The 23286-nt window shown below is 63.6% G+C and carries 27 protein-coding genes; 10 read left to right on the top strand and 17 right to left on the bottom strand.

The window, feature by feature from the left end:
- Window positions 1–102 precede the first annotated feature (102 nt).
- Both NKH99_RS20245 and NKH99_RS20250 read left to right on the top strand, forming a co-directional pair.
- Window positions 103–312, top strand: a complete 210-nt coding sequence (locus NKH99_RS20245) for a hypothetical protein (RefSeq protein ID WP_352474763.1) — start codon at window positions 103–105, stop codon at window positions 310–312.
- Between the two features lie 37 nt (window positions 313–349).
- Complete coding sequence (locus NKH99_RS20250; protein ID WP_352539901.1) at window positions 350–583, top strand: hypothetical protein; 234 nt, start codon at window positions 350–352, stop codon at window positions 581–583.
- Window positions 584–689: 106 nt separating this feature from the next.
- Here the strand turns inward: NKH99_RS20250 and NKH99_RS20255 are convergent, their stop codons facing one another.
- The 3 genes from NKH99_RS20255 to NKH99_RS20265 form a co-directional block, all read right to left on the bottom strand.
- Complete coding sequence (locus tag NKH99_RS20255; RefSeq protein ID WP_353015272.1) at window positions 690–1004, bottom strand: hypothetical protein; 315 nt, start codon at window positions 1002–1004, stop codon at window positions 690–692.
- 73 nt (window positions 1005–1077) lie between these two features.
- Window positions 1078–2385, bottom strand: a complete 1308-nt coding sequence (locus NKH99_RS20260) for a cytochrome P450 (RefSeq protein ID WP_353015159.1) — start codon at window positions 2383–2385, stop codon at window positions 1078–1080.
- A gap of 50 nt (window positions 2386–2435) precedes the next feature.
- Complete coding sequence (locus NKH99_RS20265; protein WP_353015266.1) at window positions 2436–2963, bottom strand: metallophosphoesterase family protein; 528 nt, start codon at window positions 2961–2963, stop codon at window positions 2436–2438.
- A 254-nt stretch (window positions 2964–3217) separates the two neighbouring features.
- Here NKH99_RS20265 and NKH99_RS20270 point away from each other — a divergent pair, with 254 nt between their 5' ends.
- Both NKH99_RS20270 and NKH99_RS20275 read left to right on the top strand, forming a co-directional pair.
- On the top strand, window positions 3218–3547 hold the full coding sequence (locus NKH99_RS20270; protein WP_352682364.1) for a hypothetical protein: 330 nt from the start codon (window positions 3218–3220) through the stop codon (window positions 3545–3547).
- 103 nt (window positions 3548–3650) lie between these two features.
- Entirely contained in the window at window positions 3651–4199 is a 549-nt protein-coding gene (locus NKH99_RS20275; protein WP_353015162.1) for a DNA-3-methyladenine glycosylase, read from the top strand.
- Window positions 4200–4235: 36 nt separating this feature from the next.
- On the opposite strand, the gene NKH99_RS20280 is transcribed toward NKH99_RS20275, so the two are convergent.
- Window positions 4236–4502 carry a DUF3606 domain-containing protein gene (locus tag NKH99_RS20280; RefSeq protein ID WP_352455899.1) on the bottom strand — a complete coding sequence of 89 codons (267 nt, stop codon included), beginning with the start codon at window positions 4500–4502 and terminating at the stop codon, window positions 4236–4238.
- Window positions 4503–4665: 163 nt separating this feature from the next.
- Between NKH99_RS20280 and NKH99_RS20285 the strand changes: the two genes are divergently transcribed.
- The gene (locus tag NKH99_RS20285) at window positions 4666–5196 is read left to right on the top strand and encodes an EF-hand domain-containing protein (protein WP_353015164.1); all 531 of its coding nucleotides are present in this window, start codon (window positions 4666–4668) and stop codon (window positions 5194–5196) included.
- Between the two features lie 170 nt (window positions 5197–5366).
- Entirely contained in the window at window positions 5367–5708 is a 342-nt protein-coding gene (locus NKH99_RS20290; protein WP_353015166.1) for a hypothetical protein, read from the top strand.
- Window positions 5709–5739: 31 nt separating this feature from the next.
- Here the strand turns inward: NKH99_RS20290 and NKH99_RS20295 are convergent, their stop codons facing one another.
- The 11 genes from NKH99_RS20295 to NKH99_RS20345 all read right to left on the bottom strand — a co-directional run bounded on the left by NKH99_RS20295 (window position 5740) and on the right by NKH99_RS20345 (window position 17874).
- Window positions 5740–6573 (bottom strand): SMP-30/gluconolactonase/LRE family protein, encoded by an 834-nt coding sequence (locus tag NKH99_RS20295; RefSeq protein WP_353015167.1) that lies wholly within the window; start codon window positions 6571–6573, stop codon window positions 5740–5742.
- 12 nt (window positions 6574–6585) lie between these two features.
- Window positions 6586–8361 (bottom strand): CoA-transferase, encoded by a 1776-nt coding sequence (locus tag NKH99_RS20300; protein WP_353015168.1) that lies wholly within the window; start codon window positions 8359–8361, stop codon window positions 6586–6588.
- Entirely contained in the window at window positions 8358–9140 is a 783-nt protein-coding gene (locus NKH99_RS20305) for an enoyl-CoA hydratase/isomerase family protein (protein WP_353015169.1), read from the bottom strand. Before NKH99_RS20305 ends, NKH99_RS20300 begins: the two co-directional genes overlap by 4 nt.
- Window positions 9141–9142: 2 nt before the next feature.
- On the bottom strand, window positions 9143–10348 hold the full coding sequence (locus NKH99_RS20310; protein WP_353015172.1) for a CaiB/BaiF CoA transferase family protein: 1206 nt from the start codon (window positions 10346–10348) through the stop codon (window positions 9143–9145).
- A gap of 18 nt (window positions 10349–10366) precedes the next feature.
- Entirely contained in the window at window positions 10367–11152 is a 786-nt protein-coding gene (locus NKH99_RS20315) for an SDR family NAD(P)-dependent oxidoreductase (protein WP_023677038.1), read from the bottom strand.
- Between the two features lies 1 nt (window position 11153).
- A complete protein-coding gene (locus tag NKH99_RS20320) occupies window positions 11154–12149 on the bottom strand; it encodes an ABC transporter permease (RefSeq protein ID WP_352501149.1) in 996 nt (331 codons plus the stop codon).
- Between the two features lie 30 nt (window positions 12150–12179).
- Window positions 12180–13712, bottom strand: a complete 1533-nt coding sequence (locus NKH99_RS20325) for a sugar ABC transporter ATP-binding protein (protein WP_352814053.1) — start codon at window positions 13710–13712, stop codon at window positions 12180–12182.
- Complete coding sequence (locus NKH99_RS20330; protein WP_352682380.1) at window positions 13702–14685, bottom strand: ABC transporter permease; 984 nt, start codon at window positions 14683–14685, stop codon at window positions 13702–13704. The genes NKH99_RS20325 and NKH99_RS20330 overlap by 11 nt, the downstream gene beginning before the upstream one ends.
- A 141-nt stretch (window positions 14686–14826) precedes the next feature.
- On the bottom strand, window positions 14827–15858 hold the full coding sequence (locus NKH99_RS20335) for a sugar ABC transporter substrate-binding protein (RefSeq protein ID WP_352473034.1): 1032 nt from the start codon (window positions 15856–15858) through the stop codon (window positions 14827–14829).
- Between the two features lie 22 nt (window positions 15859–15880).
- The gene (locus NKH99_RS20340) at window positions 15881–16732 is read right to left on the bottom strand and encodes an IclR family transcriptional regulator (RefSeq protein WP_352615125.1); all 852 of its coding nucleotides are present in this window, start codon (window positions 16730–16732) and stop codon (window positions 15881–15883) included.
- Entirely contained in the window at window positions 16732–17874 is a 1143-nt protein-coding gene (locus NKH99_RS20345) for an extracellular solute-binding protein (RefSeq protein ID WP_353015175.1), read from the bottom strand. Before NKH99_RS20345 ends, NKH99_RS20340 begins: the two co-directional genes overlap by 1 nt.
- 611 nt (window positions 17875–18485) lie before the next feature.
- On the opposite strand from NKH99_RS20345, the gene cyoA reads away from it, so the two are divergent.
- From cyoA to cyoD, 4 genes are read left to right on the top strand one after another with little or no spacing between them, the layout of a single operon-like run.
- Window positions 18486–19409, top strand: coding sequence for a ubiquinol oxidase subunit II (cyoA, locus tag NKH99_RS20350; RefSeq protein ID WP_352979620.1), 924 nt, complete (start codon window positions 18486–18488; stop codon window positions 19407–19409).
- Window positions 19410–19411: 2 nt separating this feature from the next.
- The gene (cyoB, locus tag NKH99_RS20355; protein WP_353015177.1) at window positions 19412–21418 is read left to right on the top strand and encodes a cytochrome o ubiquinol oxidase subunit I; all 2007 of its coding nucleotides are present in this window, start codon (window positions 19412–19414) and stop codon (window positions 21416–21418) included.
- Window positions 21415–22065, top strand: a complete 651-nt coding sequence (gene cyoC, locus NKH99_RS20360; protein ID WP_352615133.1) for a cytochrome o ubiquinol oxidase subunit III — start codon at window positions 21415–21417, stop codon at window positions 22063–22065. Before cyoB ends, cyoC begins: the two co-directional genes overlap by 4 nt.
- Complete coding sequence (gene cyoD / locus NKH99_RS20365; protein ID WP_352473039.1) at window positions 22062–22490, top strand: cytochrome o ubiquinol oxidase subunit IV; 429 nt, start codon at window positions 22062–22064, stop codon at window positions 22488–22490. The genes cyoC and cyoD overlap by 4 nt, the downstream gene beginning before the upstream one ends.
- Window positions 22491–22568: 78 nt before the next feature.
- On the opposite strand, the gene NKH99_RS20370 is transcribed toward cyoD, so the two are convergent.
- Window positions 22569–22766, bottom strand: a complete 198-nt coding sequence (locus tag NKH99_RS20370; protein WP_352615135.1) for a hypothetical protein — start codon at window positions 22764–22766, stop codon at window positions 22569–22571.
- Between the two features lie 46 nt (window positions 22767–22812).
- Complete coding sequence (locus NKH99_RS20375) at window positions 22813–23280, bottom strand: YbhB/YbcL family Raf kinase inhibitor-like protein (RefSeq protein ID WP_352615137.1); 468 nt, start codon at window positions 23278–23280, stop codon at window positions 22813–22815.
- Between the last annotated feature and the right edge of the window lie 6 nt (window positions 23281–23286).

Raw genomic sequence — 23286 nt, forward strand, 5'->3', positions numbered from 1 at the left:
GTCGGGAACCACAGCTATCGGCAAGCCGTTTACGCTGCAAACCCGCCTGTCGATCCTCAGAGCCGGGCGAGTTCTCCGAGACCCACAAATTGGAGATTGATCATGACTAGCGCTGCCGACCGCGATCCGCGCCACCACACGCAGAAAATGCAGAAAAAGTTGGAGGAGGTGAAGCAGCACCTTCGCGAGGACATCGAGAAGGTCGATGAGCCGCAGCTGAAGGCGATGTTCGAGACGTCCGCCGAGGTGATCGGCGGTCTCCAGAAGGCGTTCCAGGACTATGAACAGAAGAATGAACCCGCTTGGCGTTGAACGCCTTCTTCGCGGGTAGGTTTCAAAGGAGCGCGCCGTGCCTGCACCGCCCGAAATGGATGTCGTCCTTGAAAAGCTGCCTTTGAGGATCGGCGCCTATATCCCCGATGACTTGCTGGAGGACTGGTTTGCGCCGGGAACGGGCATGAACCCGGTCAGCAAGGAGGCGCTTGCCGCCGCCAAGAACTACGGCTGGCGTTTCGAATGCGAGTTCAAGCACTACCCCGAACGCAAGGAAGGCGTGTTCTGGAAGTGGGTGCCGGCCATCTGACCGGCGCTGGACGGTTCATCGTTCCGCGGAAACGCAGAACCGGCCTATCTTATTGTTTGACGCAAATACCGGACGGGAAACCGCTTCACACTTTTCCTGGAATTGCTCAGCCTCCGCCTATCGGCGTCGTCACCTTGCCGGTTCCGCCGCATTCGGGGCAGGTGCGGCCGTCGATCATGCCTGACCCTGCACAGCGGCGGCAAATATTCTCGCCAGCGCCTGGAGTGCCTGCGGGGACTTCGTCCGTGTTGGTCTGACCGGCTTGCCGGGGGTTGCCCTGCAGTTTGTTTCTCAGCCGGGCGACCCAGCCTTCGTCGACCTCGAGCGGCCTGCTGCTGTCGTCCGGCAGGCCTTCGCCGGATTGGCCGATGGTTTCATTGCGCGGCCGGTCGTTCGCGCCTGTCGTGATCTTCTGAGCCATTGCGTTTGCCTTTACGCCTTGCAATTTTCGAACGCCTCAGCTCCGCAGAGGTTCCGGTTCGACCGGCAGCCTTTCAGCCGGGTTTTCGCCGCACATTATCCATCCTGAACCCGGACCTGAACCCGGATTTCGGCCGCGCCGGCATGCGGGCAAGCGAAACGGTCATATCCTGATCAGGCACCTGGTAGGCCATCGACCGCGTCAGCAGGCGAACCGCTTCCATGATCAGCGCGACGGTGACGGCTTCTCCGGGGCAGCGATGGGTAGTCTCCGGATCTCCGCCGCCATGCGGGATGAAGTCGAAGCCGTGGGTTTTCCAGCTCAAGCCGCGCTCCGGGATAAATCGGTCCGGCTCCACAAACAGGCGGCGATCGTGGTTGGTGCCGTGCAGGTCGAGCAGGACCCAGTCGCCTTTGCCGAAGCGGTAGCCCTTCCATTCGAAGGGGTGGCGGGCGCGGCCGCCGATGAACGGGAAGAACGGATAGAGCCGGCGAACCTCCTCGGCGAAGGCTTCCAGCCCGTCGTCATCGCCGGCGGCGAACTTATCGTACCATTGGCGGTGCTGGTGAAGCGCCAGCGCCGCAAACATGATGAAGCGGCCGATGGCGACAACCGGCCGGATGATGTTGATGATCTCGACCGCAGCACTGGCAAGATCGAGCGGCATTCCCTCGGCATCGACATATTCGCTGACCAGGCGGACCGGGCTGTTTGCCGGCAAATCAAGCGCGCCGCTTCGAACGCGCCGTACAAGCTCGCCGATAGTGCGTTCGGTCCGGCGTCGCCGCCACAGCGCCAGCATGGTCGACGGCCCAATGCCGCCGGCGTTCTCGACCATGCCGCTGAGCTCGCGGCAGAGTTCGGCGCGATCCTTGTCGGCGGGGATGCCGGCCCAAGCCGCTGCCGCCTGGGTCAGGACGAGGTTTACGGCGTCGAACAGGACGATCTCGTCACGCCGCTGCCAGTCTTCCAGCTGGTCGAGCCAGGCGCGACGGAAGGTTGCGCGAAGCCGCTCGATCTGGTCGCCATCCAACAGGATCGACAGGAAAAGCGCCTTGCGGTGGCGGTGAGCGGCGCCGTCGAGCGCCTGGACGCTACCCTTGTCCTGCAGCAGCCGCAGCGTGGTCTGCGGCATCGCACCAATTCGGGTGAAGTGGTCGCCGCCATAAAACATCTCGGCAGCCTCGGCACCGCGGACGCAGATTGCCGGCCGCAGCATCAGGCGCGTGGCAAAGATGTCGGTGTTCATGCGCCGGCAGCGGGCCGAAATGAAGTCATAGCCTTGGCGCAGCAGGGCCAAGGTGCTATCGAACGCGGCGCGCGGAATGGGTTTTGCGGCATGATTGCCGCCGTCGGCATCGATCAGTTCACGTCTGTTCATGGCGTGCTCCCTGGCGTTGAAATTGCTCAACGCACGGCCGGCACTTTCGATCACTCGACTTTTTGACGGCTTTGCCGCGCCGCCCTTCGGCCGCGGCTGGCAAGGATGGTGGTCAGCGTGACCGGACGAAAAGCCCAGCTGTCGACGCCGACGTCATACTGGCGCGTGACCGGGGTCAGCCTGCCGTGGGAATGGCCATGCAGGTCGATCGATTTCCTGCCGATCTGATTCCAGGTGCGAAAAGGATAGTGGCAAAGGATCAGCAGGCTGCCGTCGAGCGCCAGCTCCTTGTAGTGTTGCGTGCTCGCCCAACCTGTGGCCTCAATGGTGGCCGCAGCATCGTTGTTGCCGATGATCAAATGCTTGCTGCCATGAAGAGACGCCAGCAGCGACGACACGAACGCGGCCGATCCCCTGGCAAAATCGCCGAGATGCCAGACCTCGTCCTCCGGCCCGACAGTCTCGTTCCAGATCGCAATGAGCGACCGGTCATGTTCCGCCAGCGAGCCGAACGGGCGGCGGTCGATGCGCAGGATGCGCGGGTCGCTGAAATGCGTGTCTGCGGTGAAGTAGATCATGCGCACTCGCTGGGCCTGTTGTCGAACTGCCGCGCAGGTAGGCGCGTGGCGCACCAAGTCCATGTTGCTCTCCCCGATGCTTGCTCAACCCGCTCGATCGCCGGTTGTTCCTGGAAGCAGGCCTAGGCGGTTTTCGCTCGTTGGCACTTTGAAACGGGGGGCACTTTGAAACGGGGGAACTTTGAAACGGGGGAACTTTGAAATGAGACGCAGGTTAGAATGCTTGAGGCCGATGCTCTGAAAGGACCTCGACGATGACCGACGCAGCACCTCTTGGGCGAAGCCCGGCTCAGGCGCGGGGCGATATCGATGCCGGGCGCGAAGGGGACAAGACCCCGGGCATCGATCCGGCTGCGGCTCCCATGGAAACGGACGCGGAATCCGCCGGCAACGCTCCGCCGAAGAGCCCTGCCGCGCGCCATGAAACGCCGAAGTTTACCAACCAGGCGAGCTATGCCAATGCGATGCGCCCGCTGAAGGATGAGCCCGACGTCCAACCGCGCAGATATTGGCCGGTCCTGGTGATTGCCGCCATCGTCGTGCTGGCCGCTGCAGTTTTCATCGGCGCAGCCATGCTGCGCTGAATACCGCTGCCCCAGGTTCGGCGGCGCGATGGCTGGACATTTTGTTTCCGGTCCGGGACCTTGCTGACGCGCCAAGTTCAGGCGTGATCGAGTCTGCTGCACATTGACCACCAACCATCAATTCTTTGCCCGTGACGCCACCACCGTGGCGCGCGACATGATCGGCGCCACGCTGCTTTTGCACGGCGTTGGCGGCATCATCGTCGAGACCGAGGCCTATCGCCCGGATGACCCGGCTTCGCATGCTTTCGGTGGCAGGACGGTGCGCAACGGCGCAATGTTCGGCGCCCCGGGCAGCGCATATGTCTATCGCTCCTATGGCCTGCATTGGTGCCTCAATGCCGTGTGCCTGCCCGGCAGTGCCGTGCTTGTCCGCGCAATCGAACCGCGATTAGGGCTGGAGGTGATGCGGGCCAATCGCGGCGTTGACGATCCCCGGCTGCTTTGCTCGGGACCGGGCCGCCTTTGCCAGGCGCTGGCAATCGACAAATCCCATGACGGGCTGCCGCTGGACGTGCCGCCATTCGAATTCAGGCAGCCGGGCGACGCCGGCGCCGTTCTGACAGGCCGCCGGATCGGCATTTCCAAGGCTGTCGATGCCGAGTGGCGGTTCGGACTGCGCGACTCGGATTATCTGAGCCGCAAGTTCTGATGCCCGCGGCAGCGGCAGAGCAGTTGCCCCCCGGCATCACTCGTCGGGTTTGCCGAGATGCATGGGTGTCGCCTGCTGGCGGGCTTCCCTGGTCACCTCGTCGGCTCCGGCAGGTGAAATCCCTCGCAATGCCTTCGCAGCTACGGTCAGGCGCCCGCGATCATTGCCGAAGCTCTTGATCAGCTGGCGGACCTGGTCGGCCGTGACGCCGTTCTGTTGGGCAAAATACTCGACTTCACGGTCGTCTTCCGCAGCAACGCGGTCGCGCTCGCGGAAATCTCGCTTGCTCTTATCGTCGGCCATTTTTTCCTCCTGGTGGAGCGTCGCATCCATGGCAACGTGGGTAAGCGGCTTTCGTTGCCGCGATCGGGCGGACTTTTCCGCCGCCGTGCCGACTGCCCAGGAACCATGAGGCGAGCAGCCGGTTTGGCTTGGATGCAGACATATTCGGCTACAATTCATACCGATGGAGAATACGATGACGCTCGCAAGCAAAACCACCGTAATTGCCGCGGCGCTGGCCATGTTGACCGCGCCGGCATTCGGCCAGACGAGCCCACCTGCGCCCGCCGCGCCGGCACCGGATCGTGGCGCCGAACCGTCGCCCGCAATGAGCGGGCAGAGCCAGGATGCCATGCGCGAAATGATGCGCCAGATGATGACCGAGATGCTGGAGGAGAGAATGCAGGAAGATCGCGCGCCCCGGGCAGAACGGCGAGGTCCCGACCGCTGGCATCGCGACTACAGGATGGGCCCACCTGAGCGAGGGTGGGAGATGGGAGGGCGCGGCGGCATTCCACGCGGGATGCATGGCGCGAAGATGCGAATGATGTTCGCCATAGTAGATGCGGACGGCGATGGCGCGCTTTCTCAAAGCGAAGTCCAGGATTTCGTCGGGCGAATATTCAACGCCGTCGATGAGGACGGTGACGGCAGCGTCGACATGCAGGAAATCCGGTCCTTCTTCCACGGAGGCGGCGCCGAGGATCAGGAGTAAGTCTCCTACCGGTCGGCAGGAGGCCTGTCTGGGGCAGCGCGAGCTCGTCGGCCGGGGAGGATAAAAAGTCGCCGGCAACTGGATACCAGGCTGCCAGCCGGGGAGATGCGTTCCTTGGCTGGCCTTGCCGAACGCCGCGGACCAATCAGACCAGCAGGAATTCATTGGCCATGACAGAGAAAGCTACAGAGAAATCCCCGACCATCGCTCGTATCTGGCGCGGCAGAACCGTGCCTGAAAAGGCGGATGCCTATGAGAGCTACAACTATCAAGCCGGCATCAAGCCGCTGATCGAGAAGGCGCTGGGCGTGCAGACCTTTCGCGAGGACACGCCGACCCATTCGGAATTCGTGACGATTTCCTATTGGGAAAATGTCGAGGCGATGGCGGCGCTCACCGGCGGCGATCCGACGAAAATCCACCATCTCGAGCGGGACGAAGAGTTCCTGATCGAGTTGCCGTCGCGGGTGCAGGTGTTGCGCATCCGCTCCAGTCACGGCCGCCTGCAATAGCCCTGAGGAACGCCGCCCGGTTCGGCCCGATCTAGGAAATCGCCTTCAAATCGATCTCGGTGATGTGCCAGCGGCCGAGATTTGCGGTGTAGAGCTTGTCGCCCTTGAAGGCGATGTTGGTTGGATGAGCGAGCGTCGTTGCCGCCGGATCCTCGATCAGCACCTCGAGCCCGCTGTGTTTTCGCCAACGATAGATGCGGCTCGGCTCGTAGCACGAGATGAACAGCGACCCGTCCGGCGCCAAGGCGACGCCATCGGGAACGTTGCTCACGCCGTCCACGACGAGCTGGCGAGGTCCTGCCGTGCCGTCGGCACGGATCGGCACATAGCTGACGCAGGCTGCATGGCTTTCCACGACGTAAAGTCCGTTCCCATCCGGCGCCATCGCCATGCCGTTGGCGAAGGCCATGGTCTCGCTGCACCACAGGCCGCCTTCGCCGGTCTTCAAATCGTAGCGAAAAATGCCGGAGCGGTTGTCTTCGCCTACGCTGTCGGAAACGTAGAGCCAGCCGCGTGTCTCGTCGACGATCGGATAGTTCGGCACGCGGATGCCGGCCGAGGCGAAGCGCTGCATACCAGCCGTCGCGGCATCCCAGCGAAAGATCGCCGAATGTCTCAAATCGCATGCAAAACAGTTTCCCGCGCTATCGAAGGCGATGCCGAGCAGAAAGCCCTCCGTACCGCCCATGCGTTCGACCGAGCTGCCATCGGCGGCCAAGCGCAGCAGGTCGCCGGTTTCGGTGCCGCACCAGATCGAGCCGTCGCGATGGATGGCCACGCCTTCCGGATGGGCGACGCGCGGGCTGGTGAAGATGCCATCGAAGAAGACCCTCGCGGCCGACATTTCGAGCAACGGCTTTGCCATGCGCTGCCCTCTTCAATCCGGTGCAGTATGCGACCGCTGTGCGGCGATGCAGCGCTCGACCATCCGCCGGTCGGTGGCCAGGATCTCGGCGATCAGCGCGCTGCGCTCCCTGGCGCTGACGAATTCGAGGCGTCGCATGCCGAGCGGGTCGATGCGGTTTCGCAGGATGTCGAGCGTCTCGTTCGACGGTAGCGCAACTTCGCGGCAATCGGCATCGAATGTCAGGGCAAAGCCGGTGGCATCCTGGAGCTGCTGGCGCGTCACGCCCGGCATGGTCTCGATGACGGCCAATTGCCGGCTCTCGCCGTCGAGCCGAAACACGCAAAGGTCGGTGAACACCAATGCCGCGCCGGTCCGATAGCCCATCGGCTCGCGTTCGGCCTCAGTCAACAGGCCGCGCGCCGAGCTGGCAATCTCGACCGTCTCGACCAGCGACTGCACGGAATGGCGGGGGACGTAGAGCAGATAATCGCGATGCATGTTGGCGACGTCGGCCATGCCGCCTTGCCCCGGCAGCCGGATAAGGCTGCCGTCACGCTTGCGCAGCGCAATGGTGTTGACGCGCCCACGGCGGTCGACCTGCGCGGCACCGACGATCTCATGCGTCACCGCGCCGGCCTGGTAGTAGGTCGAATAGGTGTCGTCGCCGCCGGCATGCGCCACCGCCGTCTCGCAATCGAGGCTTTCGATCAGCGACAGGATCATCGGGCTCGGTGCTATGTCGAGATGGCCGCAACTCATGGTGGCGATGATCATGTCCGGCGCATGCGTCGCTTTGGCCAGCCGGTAGGCGACATTGGCGAGCGGCGACACCGCGCCGGCACTGGCAAAGCTCTCATTGTCGAGCTCAGCGGCGATGCGGGCGGCGATGATCTCGTTGATGGACGCCTCCTTGTTGCCGTGCACGAGCCTGGGCATTGCGAGGACTGTTTCAGCGCCGACTTTTGCAGCGTCTTGAACCCGCTCCGGCACGCCTTCCGAAGGCATGCCCAGGCTGTCCGACAAAGGTATTTCCTTGGCCGCGAACGCCCCCGCCAACGCTTGATAATCCGTCACATAGAATGGCAGGCAGGAGGCGGGATAGGCACCGCCTGGTGCCAGCGCGATCGCCGACACCTGGTTGCGGGTCAAAATGCTCTGCCGACCATCATGCCGCAGCCCTCCGACCGGGACGATCTCCTCGACCGTCACCAGCACCTGGCGCGCCGCGCCGGCCATGGCGAAATCGAGCGCCCGTGGTCCGATGATCTGGACATTGCCGCTCTCGTCGGCACACTGGGCATGGACGACGAACGTATCGAGCCGCAAGGCCGGGATGATCCCGGTCGTGATTCCCGCGATCGGATCGGGCACGGCGATCGCACCCGGCACGCGCGCCAGCATGTCCGAACCCTCCGGAAGCTGAAACGGCATCGACGGCAGGTTCTGCTGCCCCGCCCGCAGCGCCTGGATCATGGCCAGCGCCGTCCAGTCGCGGACCGGCACGGCATTGGTCTCGGCAGCCGCGCGGAAGCGCGGCGGCAAGCCAAAAATATCGAGGCTGGAAAAGCAGATATCAACCTCCGCCACGGCATTCGCTTCGAGAAGCAGTTCGAGCGGCAGGCCGCCGGCCCAGCAGACATAGCGAAGATCCTTGACGCCCAAGCGGGCGATGGCCCGCAACAAGGCGATCGGCAGCCGGGCAAAATGATGGCCACCGACACCGAAGACGTCGCCGCCGCCGACCATCGCGGCCAGGCCCTCGACATCGGTGAAGCGCGGCCGGTTTTGCTTGACCAGGGATGTCATTGCCCAGCCTTCGGCCGCGCGGCGCTTTTTTCGGCGAACGCCTTCACCCGCTGCTGGCCGGTCTCGCTACGATAAAGCCCGCCCAGTACGTCGCGCTCCATGGCAAGGCCTTCCGCCAAGTCGCCCGACACGGCGTGCGCCGTCAGCGCCTTCAATGCCTCGATCGCGGCAGCCGGTTCGGCGGCTATCATGCCGGCGAGTTCCAGCGCCCGCGGCATCAGCTTTTCGGCGTCGACGACCTCGTTGACCAGCCCGGCGGCGAGCTCGGAAGCCGGCACGATGGCGCCGGTCATCAGCAAAAGGTTGGAGCGGTTGCGGCCGAGCTTCTGGACGCTGCGCTGCGTGCCGCCGCCGCCCGGGACCAGCCCGAGCTTGATCTCGGGCAGGCCGAGCTTCGCGAACTGGTTGGCGATGACGATGTCGCAGCACAGCACCAGCTCCATGCCGCCGCCGAGCGCAAAGCCGTTGACCGCGGCGATGACCGGCTTGCGGTTGTTCTCGACCGCCGCATACATGCGCGTGCCGGCGGCCTGGAAGGCGTCGAACTCGATAGCCGTCTGGGCAGCGTATTCCTTGATGTCGGCGCCGGCCATGAAGCCGCGCCCCTCGCCGGTCACCACGATCGCGCCGACGCCGTCATCCTGCGACAGCGCCTCGAAAACCTCGGTGATCTCGCTTTGCATCAGCCGGTTCATGGCGTTGAGCTGATCGGCGCGCCGGAAGGTGACGACTGCGACGCGCCCGGATATTTCCAAGGTGAGTGTCTGGTGAACGCTCATCGTCAGGCAGCGTCCACGGTCATGTCGCCGGACGCCTCCAGCGCGGCGATCTCGTCGCTGTGGAGGCCGAACTCGGCCAGTATCTCGCGGCCATGCTGGCCGACCAGCGGCGCCGGCCGTTCTATGGTAGCCGGCGTCTCGCTCATCTTGACCGCCGGCGCGACTACCCTGACCTTGCCGCCGCGCGGATGATCGTAGCTGGTGATCATGCCCAGGTGCTTGACCTGCGGGTCCTCGGCTGCGCGCCTTATGTCCTTCACCTCGGCACACCAGATGTCGGCTGCCAGCAGCCGCGCCAGCAGGTCCTGCGTGGCAAACTTCCTGGTTTCGGCGTTGACCTTGTCGAACACCTCGTCGCGCCTGTCGAACAGCGTCTTCAGATCGTCGTAGACAGCAAGCTGCGGCGCCTCCAGCACTTCATACAGCGTCTTGAACGGGCTCATGGCGATCGACACATAGCCGCCGTCCTTCGCTTCATAGACACCGAACGGCGCCTGCATGCCGGGGTGGCCGATGCCGGAATTCGGGCGCACGAAATCCTCGCCGAGATTGAGCACGGCGACATATTCCTGATTGAGATGCGCCAGCATGCCGGCGAGCAGATTGACCTCGATCTTCTGGCCCTTGCCGGTCTTCTCGCGATAGTAGAGCGCCGACAGGATGCCGTAGACCATGTTCATGGCGCCGATCTGGTCGGCCAGGCCGGCACCGGCCGGAACAGGAGCCTGATCGCCGCGGCCGGTGTTGGAGATCAGCCCGGACAATCCCTGGATCAGCATGTCCTGGCCGGGGCGCTCGACGTAGGGGCCCTCCTCGCCATAGCCGGAGCCCGAGCAATAGATGATGGCGGGATTGACCGCCCTGAAATCCTCGTAGCCATAGCCGAGCCTGGCGAGCACGCCGGGGCGGAAATTCTGCACCACCACATCGGCCTTCTCAGCCATGTCCATGATGATGGCATGCACCTTGCGACTTTTCAGGTTGAGCGCGATGGAGCGCTTGTTGCGGTTCCAGGCGAGGAAATTCGGGCTTTCGGAGCCGCCGACCCATTTGGCGAAGAAGGTCATACCGCGGAACATGTCGCCGGCGCCGGCACGCTCGATCTTGATGATGTCGGCGCCCATGTCGCCGAGCAGCTGCGTGGCGAACGGCCCTTGCAGCAGATGGCTGAAATCGAGAATGCGGACGCCTTCGAGGGCTTTGTTCATTTCATGTCTCGTTGGTTGTCAAAGCAGGTCGGGTACGTAGCGGGGTGCCGCGGTGAGGCCGCCGTCGACGCGCAGGTCGGTACCGGTGGTGAAGCCGGCGGCGTCGGAGGCCAGATAGACGGCGGCTTCGGCCACCTCGGACGGTTTGCCGATGCGGCCGAGCGGATGCATCTTGACCCAGGCCTTGGCGAGATTGCCGCCGATCTCCTTGACCAATTTGTCGTTCATCGGCGTGTTGATGGTGCCGGGCGAGATCGAGTTGACGCGGATGTTGAGCGGGCCGAACTCGACCGCCATCTGACGCGTCATCGCCATCACCGCACCCTTGGCGCCGGCATAGGCGGTCCAGCCGTCGAGCCCGATATGCCCTTGTGCCGAGGCCATGTTGATGATCGAGCCCGATTTCTGCGCGATCATATGTGGCAGCGCATATTTGCAGCCGCGGAACACGCTGGTAAGGTTGACCGCGATCAGCCGGTGCCACTGCTCGTCGCTCATTTCGTGAACCGGCATGCCGCCGATGGCGATGGCGGCATTGTTGACGAGAATATCGAGATGGCCGGTCTTGCCGACGGCTGCGTCGATCAGGGCGGCGATGTCGGCCTCCTCCGCCACGTCGCAATGGATGTAGTCGGCGCGGTGGCCGGCGGCGCGCAGCTCGGCTGCGAATTTTTCACCCTTCTCGTCGGCGATGTCGCCGAGGAAGACGTGCGCGCCTTCCCTTGCCATCGCCTCGCTGATCGCGTGGCCGATGCCGTCGGCGGCGCCAGTGACGATTGCGGTTTTCCCTTTGAGACGATCCATATCAGCCTCCAATGGCGCGCCGGCGCTTTGCTTCGTCGAAGGCGACGGCGGCAATGATGATCATGCCGGTGATGACCAGTTGCCACTCGGTCGGCAGGCCGAGACCGCGCAGCCCGTTGGACAGGAACTGCAGGATCAGCACGCCGAGCGCCATGCCGGTCAGGCTGCCTATGCCGCCGGCAAGGCTCACCCCGCCGAGCACGGTGGCGGCGACGACCTGGAACTCGAAATTCAGCCCGGCAGTATGCTGCGCCGAACCGACGCGGGCTGCCAGGATGATGCCGGCTACCGTCGCCAGCAGCGCGCTGATGATGAAGCAGGTGAACTTGACGCGGCGCACGTCGTAACCCGCCAGCCGTGCCACTTCCGGATTGCCGCCGACGGCGTAGATCTGCCGCCCGAACGGCCGGTGCTGCATCACGTAGGCGAAGACGGCGAGCAGGACGATGGCGATGACAGCCGAATAGGGAACGACGTTGAACAGGCGGCCGTCCGACAGCGCGATGAAGCTGTCGAGCGCGGCGTCGTCTGGAATAGCACGCTGGCCGGTATAGAGATAAACGCCGCCGCGCATGATGAACATCGTGCCCAGGGTCACGATCAGCGAGTTGATGCCGGCATAGGCTGTCAGATAGCCATTCACGACGCCGATGATCAGCCCGAACAGCAGCGCGCCGCTGATGCCGAGCAGCAGAGAATTCGTGTCGTTCATGATGATGATCAGCGGCAGTGCGATCGTCGCCAGCAGCGAGCCGATCGAGATGTCGACCTCGCCTGATATGAAGACGATGGCGCAGCCGATGCCGGCTGTCAGCGCCAGCGAAGCCTGACCGAGCACATTGGTGATGTTGCGCACGGAGAAGAAATTCTCGGCGGTGAAGGAAAAGAACGCGATCACCAGGATGAGGCAGAGGAGCAATGCCAATTCCTGCCGCGCGACGAGCCGCGCCAGCATGGACGGCCCAGCTTTCATGGTGTCGGTGCTTGCCAGGCTCATCGCTTGGTCCCTTTGCGAAGCGTCATCGTCTTAGCCGATTGCCGCATTGAGGATGTTCTCCTGCGTGGCCTCGTCGCGAGGCATGATCGCGGTGAGGCGGCCTTCGCACATCACCGCGATGCGGTCGGCAAGCCCCAGCAGCTCGGGCATTTCGGACGTCATCATGACGACCGCCAGGCCTTCGCCGGCGAGCCGGTCGATGAGCGCAAAAATCTCCGACTTGGCGCCGACGTCGATGCCGCGGGTCGGTTCGTCGACGACGATCACCTTGAGACCGCGCATCAGCCAGCGCGAGATCAGCACTTTCTGCTGATTGCCGCCGGACAGATTCTTGACCTGCTGGAACAGGCTGGGCGTCCGGATGCGGAAGCGGTCGACATAGTCCTGCACCGCCTTGCGTTCCCTGGCCTTGTCGATGAAGCCCATTCTGGCGAAGGCACTGAGCGAGGCGAGGCTGGCATTCTGGTAGACCGGCAACTCGCCCATCAGCCCCTCGCTCTTGCGGTCCTCGGTAAGCAGGCCGATGCCGAGCCGGACGCCGGTGTGCGTTTCGTGCGGCAGCAGCCGGCTGCCATCGACCGAAATGGCGCCGGACGTGATCGGGTCGTAGCCGACGATGGCCTTGGCGAGCTCGGTCCGGCCGGCGCCCATCAGGCCGAAGAAGCCGAGGACTTCGCCGGCATGCGCCTCGAACGACACATCCTTCAGCTTCTTGGCGGTGCTGAGCCCTTCAACGGAAAGCGCGACCTTGCTGCCCGGCGCGCCGCGCTTGCGCGGGAACAGGTTTTCGATGCGCCGGCCGATCATGTCCTGGATCAGCGTGTCGTTGGTATGTTGGCCGATCGGCCTGGTCGAGACGTGGCGGCCGTCGCGCAGCACGGTCACGGTGTCGGCGATCTCGAAGACCTCGTCGAGCTTGTGGCTGACATAGAGCACCGCGATGCCCAGCGCGGCCAGCCGGCGGATGACGGTGAACAGCAGCGAGACCTCGTTAGGCGTCAGCGAGGAGGTCGGCTCGTCCATCACCACGACGCGGGCCTCATGGGCGAGTGCGCGGGCGATCTCGACCATCTGCTGCTGGCTGACCGGCAGCGATCCCGTGCGCGCCGCCGGGTCGACGTTGAAGCCGATACGCTTGAACAGAGCGGCCGCATCGGCACGGATCTTCTTCCAGTCGATCGAGCCGCCTTTGCCGGTCGGATAGCCTTCGAGGAAGATGTTTTCGGCGACGCTGAATTCGGCGATCAGCGCGATCTCCTGGAACACCACCTTGATGCCCTCTTTCAGGCTATCGCGCGGCGACTTGATGTCGGCCTCGCGGCCGCGCAGGCGGATGGTGCCGGCATCCTTGCCGTAGACCCCGGCCATGATCTTGATCAGCGTCGACTTGCCGGCGCCGTTCTCGCCCATCAGGGCATGGATTTTGCCGGGTTCCAAGGTCAGATCGACATTGTCCAGCGCCACCACGCCGGGAAAACGCTTGCCGATGCCGCGCATCTCCAGCGCCGGCACGCTTTTGTCGACAGCCACGGTTTCGCCGGGGTGAAGGAAATCAACCGACATTGGCTCTGTTCCGCACGATGTCGAGATAGGTCGCCAGGATGATGACGATGCCGGGCACCACCATCTGCAGGTCCTGGTTCCAGCCGAGGATGATGATGCCGTTGTCGATGACCTTCAGCACGAGCACTCCAAGCAATGTGCCGAGCAGCGAGCCGCGACCGCCAAGTAGGCTGGTGCCGCCGAGGATGACGGCGGCAATCACCGTCAGCTCGAAGCCGCGGCCGGCGGTCGGCTGGCCGGCATTCATCAGCGACGACAGGATCATGCCGGCGACGCCGACGCACAGGCCGGTGACGACGAAGGCGAACAGTTTCAGCCGTTGCGAGCGCACGCCGGAGAGACGAACCGCGCGCTCGTTGGCGCCGACAGCGTAGAGATAACGGCCGAGCGTGGTGAAGCGCAGCGTTGCCGCGGCCAGCGCGAAAATCACCGCGGCAACGACCACGGGCAGCGGGATCGCGCCGATATAGCCAGCGCCGAGATCGGTGAAGCCGGCAAGCCGGTGGTGGTTCTGCACCGCCTCGCGGGTGAACAGGTAAACGCCGCCCTGCAGCATCATCATGGTGCCGATGGTGGCGATCAGCGAGTTCACCTTGAGGCTGGTGACGACGAGGCCGTTGAAAAGGCCGACCGCGCCTGAAAAGGCGAGCGCCGCCAGCAACCCGAGCGTCAGACTGTGCGTTGAATTGAGCACGGCCATGCCGATGCAGCCGACAAAAGCCAGCGATGCACCGACCGACAGGTCGACTTCCGCAGTGATGATCAGCATCGTCATGCCGGAGGCAACGATCAGCACCAGCGCGCATTGGCGCAGGATGGCGATGATGTTGGCCTCGGAATAGAATTGCGGCGCGGCAATCGAAATGGCGATGCAGAGCACGGCCAGGATCACGCCGAGCACCAGCTGGCTGCTGCCCAGCAGCTGGCCGCCGATGAAACGCCTTGGCGCAGAGGATTGCGTAAGCTCGCTCATGTCCATTTTATTTCCGGGCCCGTATCGGTGCCGTCGCCGTCTGGAAACTGCCGGCCAAAACAGGACGGTTGCCCTGTTTTGCCGTTCGGCATATCCGATCCGCCGCCCTTCCCGCCGTGGGGGAAGGGCTACCCGGAATCCTTACTTCTTCAGATCGGCGGAAGTTTTCATGCATTTTTCCGGTGGCTGAAGCGCATTGACGGCATCCCATTTGATTTTGCGTGTGGTGCCATCGTAGTCGTAGAACTTCTTCCAGTCGTCGCCGTTCATCGGCGCGGTCGGGCTGACGATGTGTTCCGGCACCTCTTCGCCATTGAAGAGCTTAACCGCTGCATCGATGGCGGTGTAGCCTTCCTTTTCCGGGAACATCGCGGCCTCGATGCGGTAGGACGGCTCGTTCTGCATCGCATTGATGAAGGCGAGGCCTTCGCCGCCGGTGCCGACAGTCAAGAGGCCGTCCTGCGACTTGCCGGCCGCTTTCCAGGCCTGAAGGCCGCCGAGCGAAGAGGAATCGTTGATGCCGTAGATGATGTTGATGTCGGCGTTCTTGGCAAGAGCCGCCGAAGAGACTTCGAGCGCGCGATCGGGATTGCCGCCGCCGTCGAGGTCGTGGACCATGACCGCGTCGGGGATGATGGTCTTGAGGCCATCCATGAAACCCTGCGACCGCAGCACGGTGGCGGACAGCAGCGGCAGGCCGACATTCATCACCTTGGCTTTGGCTTCGAGCTTTTCCTTGGCGTATTTGCCGGCTTCGACGCCGGCGGTGTAGCCGGTGTCGTAGTCGCAGATCGCGACCATTGTGGTCATGCCCTTGACCGGATTGCCTTCGAGCACGACCGGAACGTTGTTGGATTTCGCCTGGCGCAGCAGCGGCACGACGCCTTCCTCGTTGACGGGCGTGATGATCAGGACGTCGACGCCCTTGGCCATGAAATCTTCGGCGGCGGAGACCTCCTTGGCAACATCCAGATTGGCGTCCTGCACCTCGAGCTCGATACCGAGTTCCTTGGCGCGGGACTGCATGCCCTTGATGACGTTCTGATACCACTCATGCGTGGCGTAGTTGGTGACGTAGCCGATGCGCTTCGGCATGTTTTCGGCGTGTGCCGCGGCGGCGCTCAGAGCAAGCACCGCCGCCGAGGCAAATAGCATCGATTTGGACCAGTTCATGTTCTTCTCCCTGTATTTCTTGTCAGTTGCTGAACGGATAGTCCCGCCGTTCCGGGTCGGCACGTGAAGAGGCGGCAGCTTCGCCCGCGCCCAGCGCCGACGATATCGCCTCGGCCGCCGCCTTCGTCCGCTCGAACACGGTGCTGCGATCGAAGCGGGCGGCCTTTTGCGGCAGGAAGGGGACGGTGAGCGCGGCAATGACGGCGCCGGTATGGTCGCGCACCGGCATCGAAATGTTGGTGCAGCCCTCGACAGCCAGCGAGGCGCGCATTTCATAGCCGAGCCTTGCGACTTCGTTCAGCCGCGCTTCGATTTCCGCCCGGCTGCCTTGGCCTTCGCCTGCAGCGACGATCCGTTCGACGATGCGGTCGCGCTCGGCGCGGCTCGAATGCGCCAGCAGCACCGCGCCGGAGCTCGTTTCGAGGATCGGGAAATGCGAGCCAAGGGCAACCGAATAACGCATCGGCAAAGGCGAATCGATCTGCAGCACGACCAGTGCGCTCTCGCCTTCGCGCACGACCAGATGGCAGCTCTGGTCGGCATTGGCGGCGAGGCCGCGCATCACCGGCAGCGCGCATTCGACCAGGCGGTTCACCGGAGGATGCATATGCGCCAGTTCGAACAGCTTCAGCGACAGGCGGAAGCGGTCCGATTGCGTCCGGAAAATGTAGCCGCGCTTCTCCAGCAGCAGCAGGATGCGGTAGATCTCGTGAATGGAGCGCCCCATTCCGGTGGCGATCTCGGTCTGGGTCAGCGGCTCGCCGCTGGCAGCCATGAATTCCAGTATGTCGAGCGCCTTCTCCACCGCCGGCACCCGATAGCCGTTGCGGCCGCTTTCGCCTTCGTCGACGATCTGGGCAATATCGGCGGCCATTACGCGACGCTCCGTTGCGGCTGGCCATGCCTGGTCTCGCGATAGAGCCGGTTCAGCCGATCCGCGAGCTCGGCCGCCTGCAATTCGCCGGCGATCGCCGCCGCGGCATGAGGGGCGCATTGGCGGAAGAAGCTGATGAAGCCCGGATGGGTCGGGCGCAGATAAGAGGCTTCGATCGTCGCCAGCGTCGAGGCGAAGAAGCCGCCCGAGAGCGCGTTGACCTCGGTATCCTGCCACGCCGCCAGCGACCCCGGCTGTCCGCCGGATTTCACATAGTCGCCGCGCTGATAGCCGGGCGAGCACAGAAATAGCGCGTAATCGATGGCCGCCTGCTTGTGTTTCGATTGGGCGCTGACGCCGATGCCGGCGCCGCCAAGCAAGGCGCCGGCAGATCGCGGCGTCGGCACGTCGGCGAAGCGCAGATACGGCCTGTCGGGTATGGAGGCATAATTCACATAGCCGAAGGCGAACGGCACGTAGACCACGTCGTCATGCGCGACCATATGATCATAGCAGCGGATCGGGTTCCATTTCGGCGAGTTCGGATGCGACAGCGCCACAAGCTGGCGCAATTGTCCGACGGCCTGCTCGATTTTTTCCCTGGCAATGAACTCGTCGCCGTCTTCGCGGGGCTCACCCAGCGTCAAAAGCAGGCACATGGCGTCAGTCGGCACCAATGGCAGCCCAAGCCATTTGCCGTCCTTCAAGGCGCGCCGGCCGAGCTCCAGCACCTCGTGATGGCTGCGCGGCAGCGGTCCGTAGCGCTCCAGGAGATCGGGGCGATACGAGGCAACCTGACAGGCAGCATCGATCGGCAACGCCCATTGAAGCCCGTCCCTTGCGTAGGATTGCCAGGATGCGCCGACCGAATCCCGTTCGAAGCCGTGGCGCTGCTCGGCCGACAAATCGAACGGCACCATCAGCCCGCCTTCGGCAATATCGCCGATGAACGGATGGTCGAACACGACAAGGTCATAGGCGCCGAGCACCGGACCAAGCGCGCCCTCGCCGAACTCATAGAGGCTGCGGCGGTCCCATTCGATCTCAAGACCGGGATTGGCGGCACAATACGGCCCGATGCTGGCGTCGAGCGGACCCCAGCAGCGTCGGTGATCCCACGCGAGGCCGCGCAGCCTTGTCATGCCGAAATTCCTCCCAGAGGCGGCCATGCGCCGGCCCAGCCGATTAGTAGCAACTATTTTTACCTAGACAAGTAGTTTTTACATACGCAAAGCCAGTCCTCGCTTCCGTTTGGCCGAGAAAGCCGCCCAACCATCCCTGGTGCGCATAGCGTTGCCGCCGGCCTGCAACCAAAGGCTGCGATGGATCTGGCTTTTTGGGAACTTTCGCGACGAACATTCGTTCGGTTGGCGCAGCCATCTGGAGCAGCAGCACTGAAATTAGCAGCCACGTCGCAGGGAGCGGACTAAATGGACCAACCGTGGGCGCGGCCATGAACCGGTTTACCGCCTTGGCATTCGCCACGTTTCTGGCGATAACTTCGATCTGGGTACTGTTTCTGGTTTCTTAGGATTTGGCTCTGGTTGCTTGGGATTTGCCGCTGGTTTTTAGGATTTGGAGGGTTCTCGACAGGTTGACCGCTTAACGATGACGTCCGCCGCGTGTGGTTCTGCCAGCCGGAGCCCCGTGCGTGAAGAAACTGTCGCCAGGAGCACACCGGCGCGCACATTCGGGGGTTGGCAGCCACGCTGCCTGCAACGTTCCATCGGTTTTCAGGAAACGGCGAGATGTCATGTTGCTGAGGGCGATCGTTCGAAATTGTGCCGCCATCCGTGTTGGCCGCGTCGGCGCGACGATGCTTGTTGCCGCGCTGCTTGCCGGCTGCCAGGGCGGCGTGCTCGATCCGCAAGGGCCGGTGGGGGCGGCGCAGCGGACGATCCTGCTCAATTCGGTCGCTATCATGCTGGCCATCGTCATCCCGACGATCGTGGCGACGCTCGGCTTTGCCTGGTGGTTCCGGGAAACCAACACAAGAGCGCGGTACCTGCCGGAATGGGCCTATTCCGGACGCATCGAACTGGTAGTCTGGTCGATCCCCATCCTCGTCATCCTGTTTCTGAGCGGCATCATCTGGATCGGATCGCATGACCTCGACCCAATGAAGCCGTTGGATTCCCAGCAAAGGCCGTTTGAGGTGCAGGTCGTCTCGCTCGACTGGAAATGGCTGTTCATCTACCCCGAGCAGAATGTCGCGAGCATCAACCAGCTCGTGGTGCCGGCGGGCAGGCCGGTGCATTTCTCGCTTACCTCGGCAAGCGTCATGAACGCGTTCTTCGTGCCTCAGCTTGGCGGCATGATCTATACGATGAATGGCATGACGACGCAGCTTCACCTGCAGGCGGATCAGCCCGGCGAATTCTATGGGCGGTCGGCCCATTTCAGCGGTGACGGTTTTCCAGGCATGCAATTCGTGCTGCATGCCGTCGCAGCGGATGCCTTCGATGCGTTCGTCAATTCGGCGCGAAGCCAGGGACAGGCACTCGACAAGGCCAGCTACCAGGAACTGGCCAGACAGAGCATCGACGTGCCGCCTTCGACCTATCGCTCGGTCGAGCCGGACCTTTTCCATGAAATCGCGACGCAGGGCGTTCCGCCCGCGCCCGGTCCCCAGGCCGGTCGCCCCGAGCCGAGCGTATCGCCCAAGGCAGGAGGCTGACAATGCTCGGAAAATTGAGCTGGGACGTCATTCCGTTCGATCAGCCTCTGCCGATGATCGCCTCGGCGGTCGTCGCCCTGGCAATCCTCGGCGTGCTGGCCTGGGTCTTCCTGGCCGGCCATTTCCCCTATCTCTGGCGCGAATGGATCACCAGCGTCGATCACAAGCGGATTGGCGTCATGTACACGCTGCTGGCGCTGCTGATGCTGCTGCGCGGCTTCAGCGACGCCGTCATGATGCGGTCGCAGCAGGCCCTCGCCTTCCAGGCGCCCGGCTATCTGCCGCCCGACCACTTCAACCAGGTCTTTTCCGCCCACGGCACAATCATGATCTTTTTCGGGGCGATGCCGTTCGTCATCGGCCTGATGAACCTGGTCGTGCCGCTGCAGCTCGGCGTCCGAGACGTTGCCTTTCCGACGCTCAACTCGGTGAGTTTCTGGCTCACCGCCACCGGTGCGCTGCTGGTCAACATCTCGCTGGTGATCGGTGAATTCGCGCGTACCGGATGGCTGCCCTATCCGCCGCTCAGCGAGACCGCCTATTCGCCGGGCGTCGGCGTCGACTATTATCTGTGGGCCGTGCAGATAGCGGGCGTCGGAACGCTGCTCACCGGGATCAATTTCGTCACCACGATCCTGAAGATGCGGTCGCCCGGCATGAGTTACCTCAGGATGTCGATGTTCTGCTGGACCTCACTCGCCGCCAGCCTGCTCATCGTCGCCGCCTTCCCGATCCTCACCGCCACGCTCGCGATGCTGACGCTCGACCGCTATTTCGGCTTTCATTTCTTCACCAATGAAGCTGGCGGCAACATGCTGATGTTCGTGAACCTGATCTGGGCCTGGGGCCATCCCGAGGTCTACATCCTCGTCCTGCCGGCGTTCGGCATCTTCTCGGAGGTCATCTCCACCTTCTCCAGCAAGCCGCTGTTCGGCTACCGCTCGATGGTGGCCGCGACGCTCTTCATCTGCATCGTCTCCTTCATGGTGTGGCTGCACCACTTCTTCACGATGGGCGCCGGCGCCGACGTCAACGCCGCGTTCGGCATCGCCACCAGCATCATCGCTGTCGGTACCGGCGTGAAGATCTATAACTGGATGTTCACCATGTATGGCGGCCGCATCCGCTTCGCGACGCCAATGCTGTGGTCGCTGGGCTTTATGGTGACATTCGTTATCGGCGGCATGACGGGTGTGTTGCTGGCGGTGCCACCGGCCGATTTCCTGCTCCACAACAGCCTGTTCCTGGTGGCGCATTTCCACAACGTCATCATCGGCGGCGTGCTGTTCGGCGCCTTCGCGGGATATACCTACTGGTTTCCCAAGGCATTCGGCTTCCGGCTGCACGAGGGCTGGGGCAAGCTGGCCTTCTGGCTGACGCTGATGGGATTCTACGCCACCTTCGTACCGCTCTACGCTGTCGGCCTGCTCGGCATGACCCGCCGCATGCAGCATTTCGACGTGCCGGCATGGCATCCGTGGGTGCTGGTTGCCGGCGTCGGCATGTTGATCACCACCGCCGGCGTGGTCGCGCAGATCGTACAGCTCGTCGTCAGCATCCGGCAGCGCGCGGCGCTTCGCGACGCCACCGGAGATCCCTGGGACGGCCGCTCGCTGGAATGGGCCACGCCCTCGCCGCCGCCGGTATTCAACTTCGCCGCGCTTCCGCATGTCGAGGGCGAAGAGCCCTACTGGAGCATCAAGCAGCGGGCACGCGAGCAAAACCGGCTGCGCGACGAGCCTGACTACGAGCCGATCGAGATGCCCCGCAACAGTCCCACCGGGTTCATCTGCGCCTTCTTTGCGACCGTGATGGGCTTTGCTCTCATCTGGCACATCTGGTGGATGGTGGCGCTCGGCGCGCTCGGTGCTTTGGCCACCTTCGTCGTATTCGCGTGGCGCGACATCCCCGAATACGTCATTCCTGCCGCCGAAGTCGCCCGGATCGACCGCGCCAACCGAAGTGCGCGCCGCGAGGCGCTGGCCACTTACACGGGGCCAAGGCCATGACCGCGATCGACGTTCGAGAGCGTGACCCCTACCGCCTCCATGGCGGGCACGGCCATGCACCCGGCCACGGCGACGGCGGCCCGGCACCGATCCGGATCGTCGTGGGCTACGGCTTCTGGATCTTCCTTCTGAGCGACATCGTGATGTTCTCGGCCTTCTTCGCGGCCTATGCCGTGCTGGCGGGCAAGACGGCGGGCGGGCCGAGCGGGGCCGAGCTGTTCGACCTGCGCAACGTCGCGATCGAGACGGCCGCTTTGCTGTTGTCGAGCTTTACCTGCGGTCTCGCCAGCCTTGCCGTGACAGCGCGGCGAAGCTCCTGGTTCTATGTCGCGATGACTGTCACCTTCGTGCTCGGCGCCAGCTTCATCCTGCTCGAGTTGCGCGAGTTCGCGCATATGGTTGCCAGCGGTGCCGGACCGACGCGCAGCGCTTTCCTGTCGGCATTCTTCACGCTGGTGGGATGCCATGGCCTTCACGTGACGGCGGGGCTGCTGTGGCTGCTCACGATGATGGCGCAGATCTTCGCCAAGGGATTCCGCGACGATATTCTTCGGCGTTTCATGTGCTTCAGCCTGTTCTGGCACGCCCTCGACATCATCTGGGTCGCCCTGTTCACGGTGGTCTATCTCCTGGGAGCAAGTCGATGAGCAATGCGGACGATCGCCACGCGCAACGGCGCGACACCGATGGCCTGGAGCGCTACGACATCGATACGGCGCCGGGTGACGAATACCTCGGCGACACCGAGGTCGGATCCGGGCTACGCGGCTATGTGATCGGCCTCGGGCTGGCAACGCTGCTGACCATCGCCTCGTTCTGGTTGCCCGGAACCAACCTGATATGGGCACCCGGCATTCCGGTGGCGCTGGTCGTGCTGGCGATCGCCCAGATGGGCGTGCATCTCGTCTTCTTCCTGCACATCACGACGGGACCGGACAACACCAACAACGCCCTGGCGCTTGCCTTCGGCGTGCTGATCGTAGTTCTGGTGATCGGCGGCTCGATCTGGATCATGGCCAATCTCGACCACAATTTGATGCCGATGAATGCGATCATGAACATGAACCGCTAGCGATTTGAGGCGCAGCGCAGTGCCTCCAGCCCGGCCTTGCCCGCCGCTTCAGACGCGTTGCCGGATGACGGACCGGTATCAGCTGCGCTGGCTGGAGTTTTGATTTTTGCGATCCTGCGGCGATATCGCGCCTTTCGAGGCCTTTGAGCCGCCGCCCCACTCCTGGGCTTTCCGTGCCTGATCGCCTGCTTCCTTCGGTGCCTCGGCCTTGTCGCTGCCGCTGGCTTTCTTGCCGGATATGGGTTGGTCGACAGGGTTTGATTTGTTGTCCATCATGCTTCTCCGTTTGTGCCGAACCAGGCGACGGGGTGGCGTGGCGTCCTCAAGCCCGTTCGAACGTGCCGACGAGCTCGGCCTCTCCCACGACGTGCGGCTCGGCCTGTTTCAGCACGTCTTCGACGGCAGCCTTCTCGCCGAGATGAAGCGTCTCGGCGTCGAGTGCAAGAAGCCGGAAATGGTAATGGTGGAGCCCATGCCCAGGCGGCGGCTGGGGGCCGTCATAATGAGGATTGCCGAAATCGTTGACGCCGTGTCCGAGGCTCTCGGTCTTGGCGCCGGCGGTCGTGCCTTCGGGAAGAAAGTTGCGCTGTGCGTCGATGTCGTAGACCGCCCAATGACGGAACATGCCTGAAGGGGCGTCGGGGTCCTCGACGGCCAGGACGAAGCTTTTGGTTCGTTGCGGCGCGTCCGTCCACTCCAATGGCGGCGAGACGTTGCCGCCGTCGCGGGAATAGCGCGGCGGTATTTTTTCGCCATCGGCAAAGGCAGAGCTTTTGAGAGTGAAAGCCATGGTCTC

This window comes from Mesorhizobium sp. M0854, assembly GCF_040319815.1.
Lineage (GTDB): Bacteria > Pseudomonadota > Alphaproteobacteria > Rhizobiales > Rhizobiaceae > Mesorhizobium.

What these genes read in the sequence shown, in the direction of transcription:
- NKH99_RS20335 (WP_352473034.1), bottom strand. Translation starts at nt 15,858, where the DNA reads ATGAACTGGTCCAAATCGATGCTATTTGCCTCGGCGGCGGTGCTTGCT.
- NKH99_RS20245 (WP_352474763.1), top strand. Translation starts at nt 103, where the DNA reads ATGACTAGCGCTGCCGACCGCGATCCGCGCCACCACACGCAGAAAATG.
- NKH99_RS20310 (WP_353015172.1), bottom strand. Translation starts at nt 10,348, where the DNA reads ATGAACAAAGCCCTCGAAGGCGTCCGCATTCTCGATTTCAGCCATCTG.
- NKH99_RS20255 (WP_353015272.1), bottom strand. Translation starts at nt 1,004, where the DNA reads ATGGCTCAGAAGATCACGACAGGCGCGAACGACCGGCCGCGCAATGAA.
- NKH99_RS20330 (WP_352682380.1), bottom strand. Translation starts at nt 14,685, where the DNA reads ATGAGCGAGCTTACGCAATCCTCTGCGCCAAGGCGTTTCATCGGCGGC.
- NKH99_RS20265 (WP_353015266.1), bottom strand. Translation starts at nt 2,963, where the DNA reads ATGATCTACTTCACCGCAGACACGCATTTCAGCGACCCGCGCATCCTG.
- NKH99_RS20320 (WP_352501149.1), bottom strand. Translation starts at nt 12,149, where the DNA reads ATGAGCCTGGCAAGCACCGACACCATGAAAGCTGGGCCGTCCATGCTG.
- cyoD (WP_352473039.1), top strand. Translation starts at nt 22,062, where the DNA reads ATGAGCAATGCGGACGATCGCCACGCGCAACGGCGCGACACCGATGGC.
- cyoB (WP_353015177.1), top strand. Translation starts at nt 19,412, where the DNA reads ATGCTCGGAAAATTGAGCTGGGACGTCATTCCGTTCGATCAGCCTCTG.
- NKH99_RS20295 (WP_353015167.1), bottom strand. Translation starts at nt 6,573, where the DNA reads ATGGCAAAGCCGTTGCTCGAAATGTCGGCCGCGAGGGTCTTCTTCGAT.
- NKH99_RS20370 (WP_352615135.1), bottom strand. Translation starts at nt 22,766, where the DNA reads ATGATGGACAACAAATCAAACCCTGTCGACCAACCCATATCCGGCAAG.
- NKH99_RS20260 (WP_353015159.1), bottom strand. Translation starts at nt 2,385, where the DNA reads ATGAACAGACGTGAACTGATCGATGCCGACGGCGGCAATCATGCCGCA.
- NKH99_RS20345 (WP_353015175.1), bottom strand. Translation starts at nt 17,874, where the DNA reads ATGACAAGGCTGCGCGGCCTCGCGTGGGATCACCGACGCTGCTGGGGT.
- NKH99_RS20315 (WP_023677038.1), bottom strand. Translation starts at nt 11,152, where the DNA reads ATGGATCGTCTCAAAGGGAAAACCGCAATCGTCACTGGCGCCGCCGAC.
- NKH99_RS20290 (WP_353015166.1), top strand. Translation starts at nt 5,367, where the DNA reads ATGACAGAGAAAGCTACAGAGAAATCCCCGACCATCGCTCGTATCTGG.
- NKH99_RS20305 (WP_353015169.1), bottom strand. Translation starts at nt 9,140, where the DNA reads ATGAGCGTTCACCAGACACTCACCTTGGAAATATCCGGGCGCGTCGCA.
- NKH99_RS20300 (WP_353015168.1), bottom strand. Translation starts at nt 8,361, where the DNA reads ATGACATCCCTGGTCAAGCAAAACCGGCCGCGCTTCACCGATGTCGAG.
- NKH99_RS20270 (WP_352682364.1), top strand. Translation starts at nt 3,218, where the DNA reads ATGACCGACGCAGCACCTCTTGGGCGAAGCCCGGCTCAGGCGCGGGGC.
- NKH99_RS20375 (WP_352615137.1), bottom strand. Translation starts at nt 23,280, where the DNA reads ATGGCTTTCACTCTCAAAAGCTCTGCCTTTGCCGATGGCGAAAAAATA.
- cyoA (WP_352979620.1), top strand. Translation starts at nt 18,486, where the DNA reads ATGTTGCTGAGGGCGATCGTTCGAAATTGTGCCGCCATCCGTGTTGGC.
- cyoC (WP_352615133.1), top strand. Translation starts at nt 21,415, where the DNA reads ATGACCGCGATCGACGTTCGAGAGCGTGACCCCTACCGCCTCCATGGC.
- NKH99_RS20325 (WP_352814053.1), bottom strand. Translation starts at nt 13,712, where the DNA reads ATGTCGGTTGATTTCCTTCACCCCGGCGAAACCGTGGCTGTCGACAAA.
- NKH99_RS20280 (WP_352455899.1), bottom strand. Translation starts at nt 4,502, where the DNA reads ATGGCCGACGATAAGAGCAAGCGAGATTTCCGCGAGCGCGACCGCGTT.
- NKH99_RS20285 (WP_353015164.1), top strand. Translation starts at nt 4,666, where the DNA reads ATGGAGAATACGATGACGCTCGCAAGCAAAACCACCGTAATTGCCGCG.
- NKH99_RS20340 (WP_352615125.1), bottom strand. Translation starts at nt 16,732, where the DNA reads ATGGCCGCCGATATTGCCCAGATCGTCGACGAAGGCGAAAGCGGCCGC.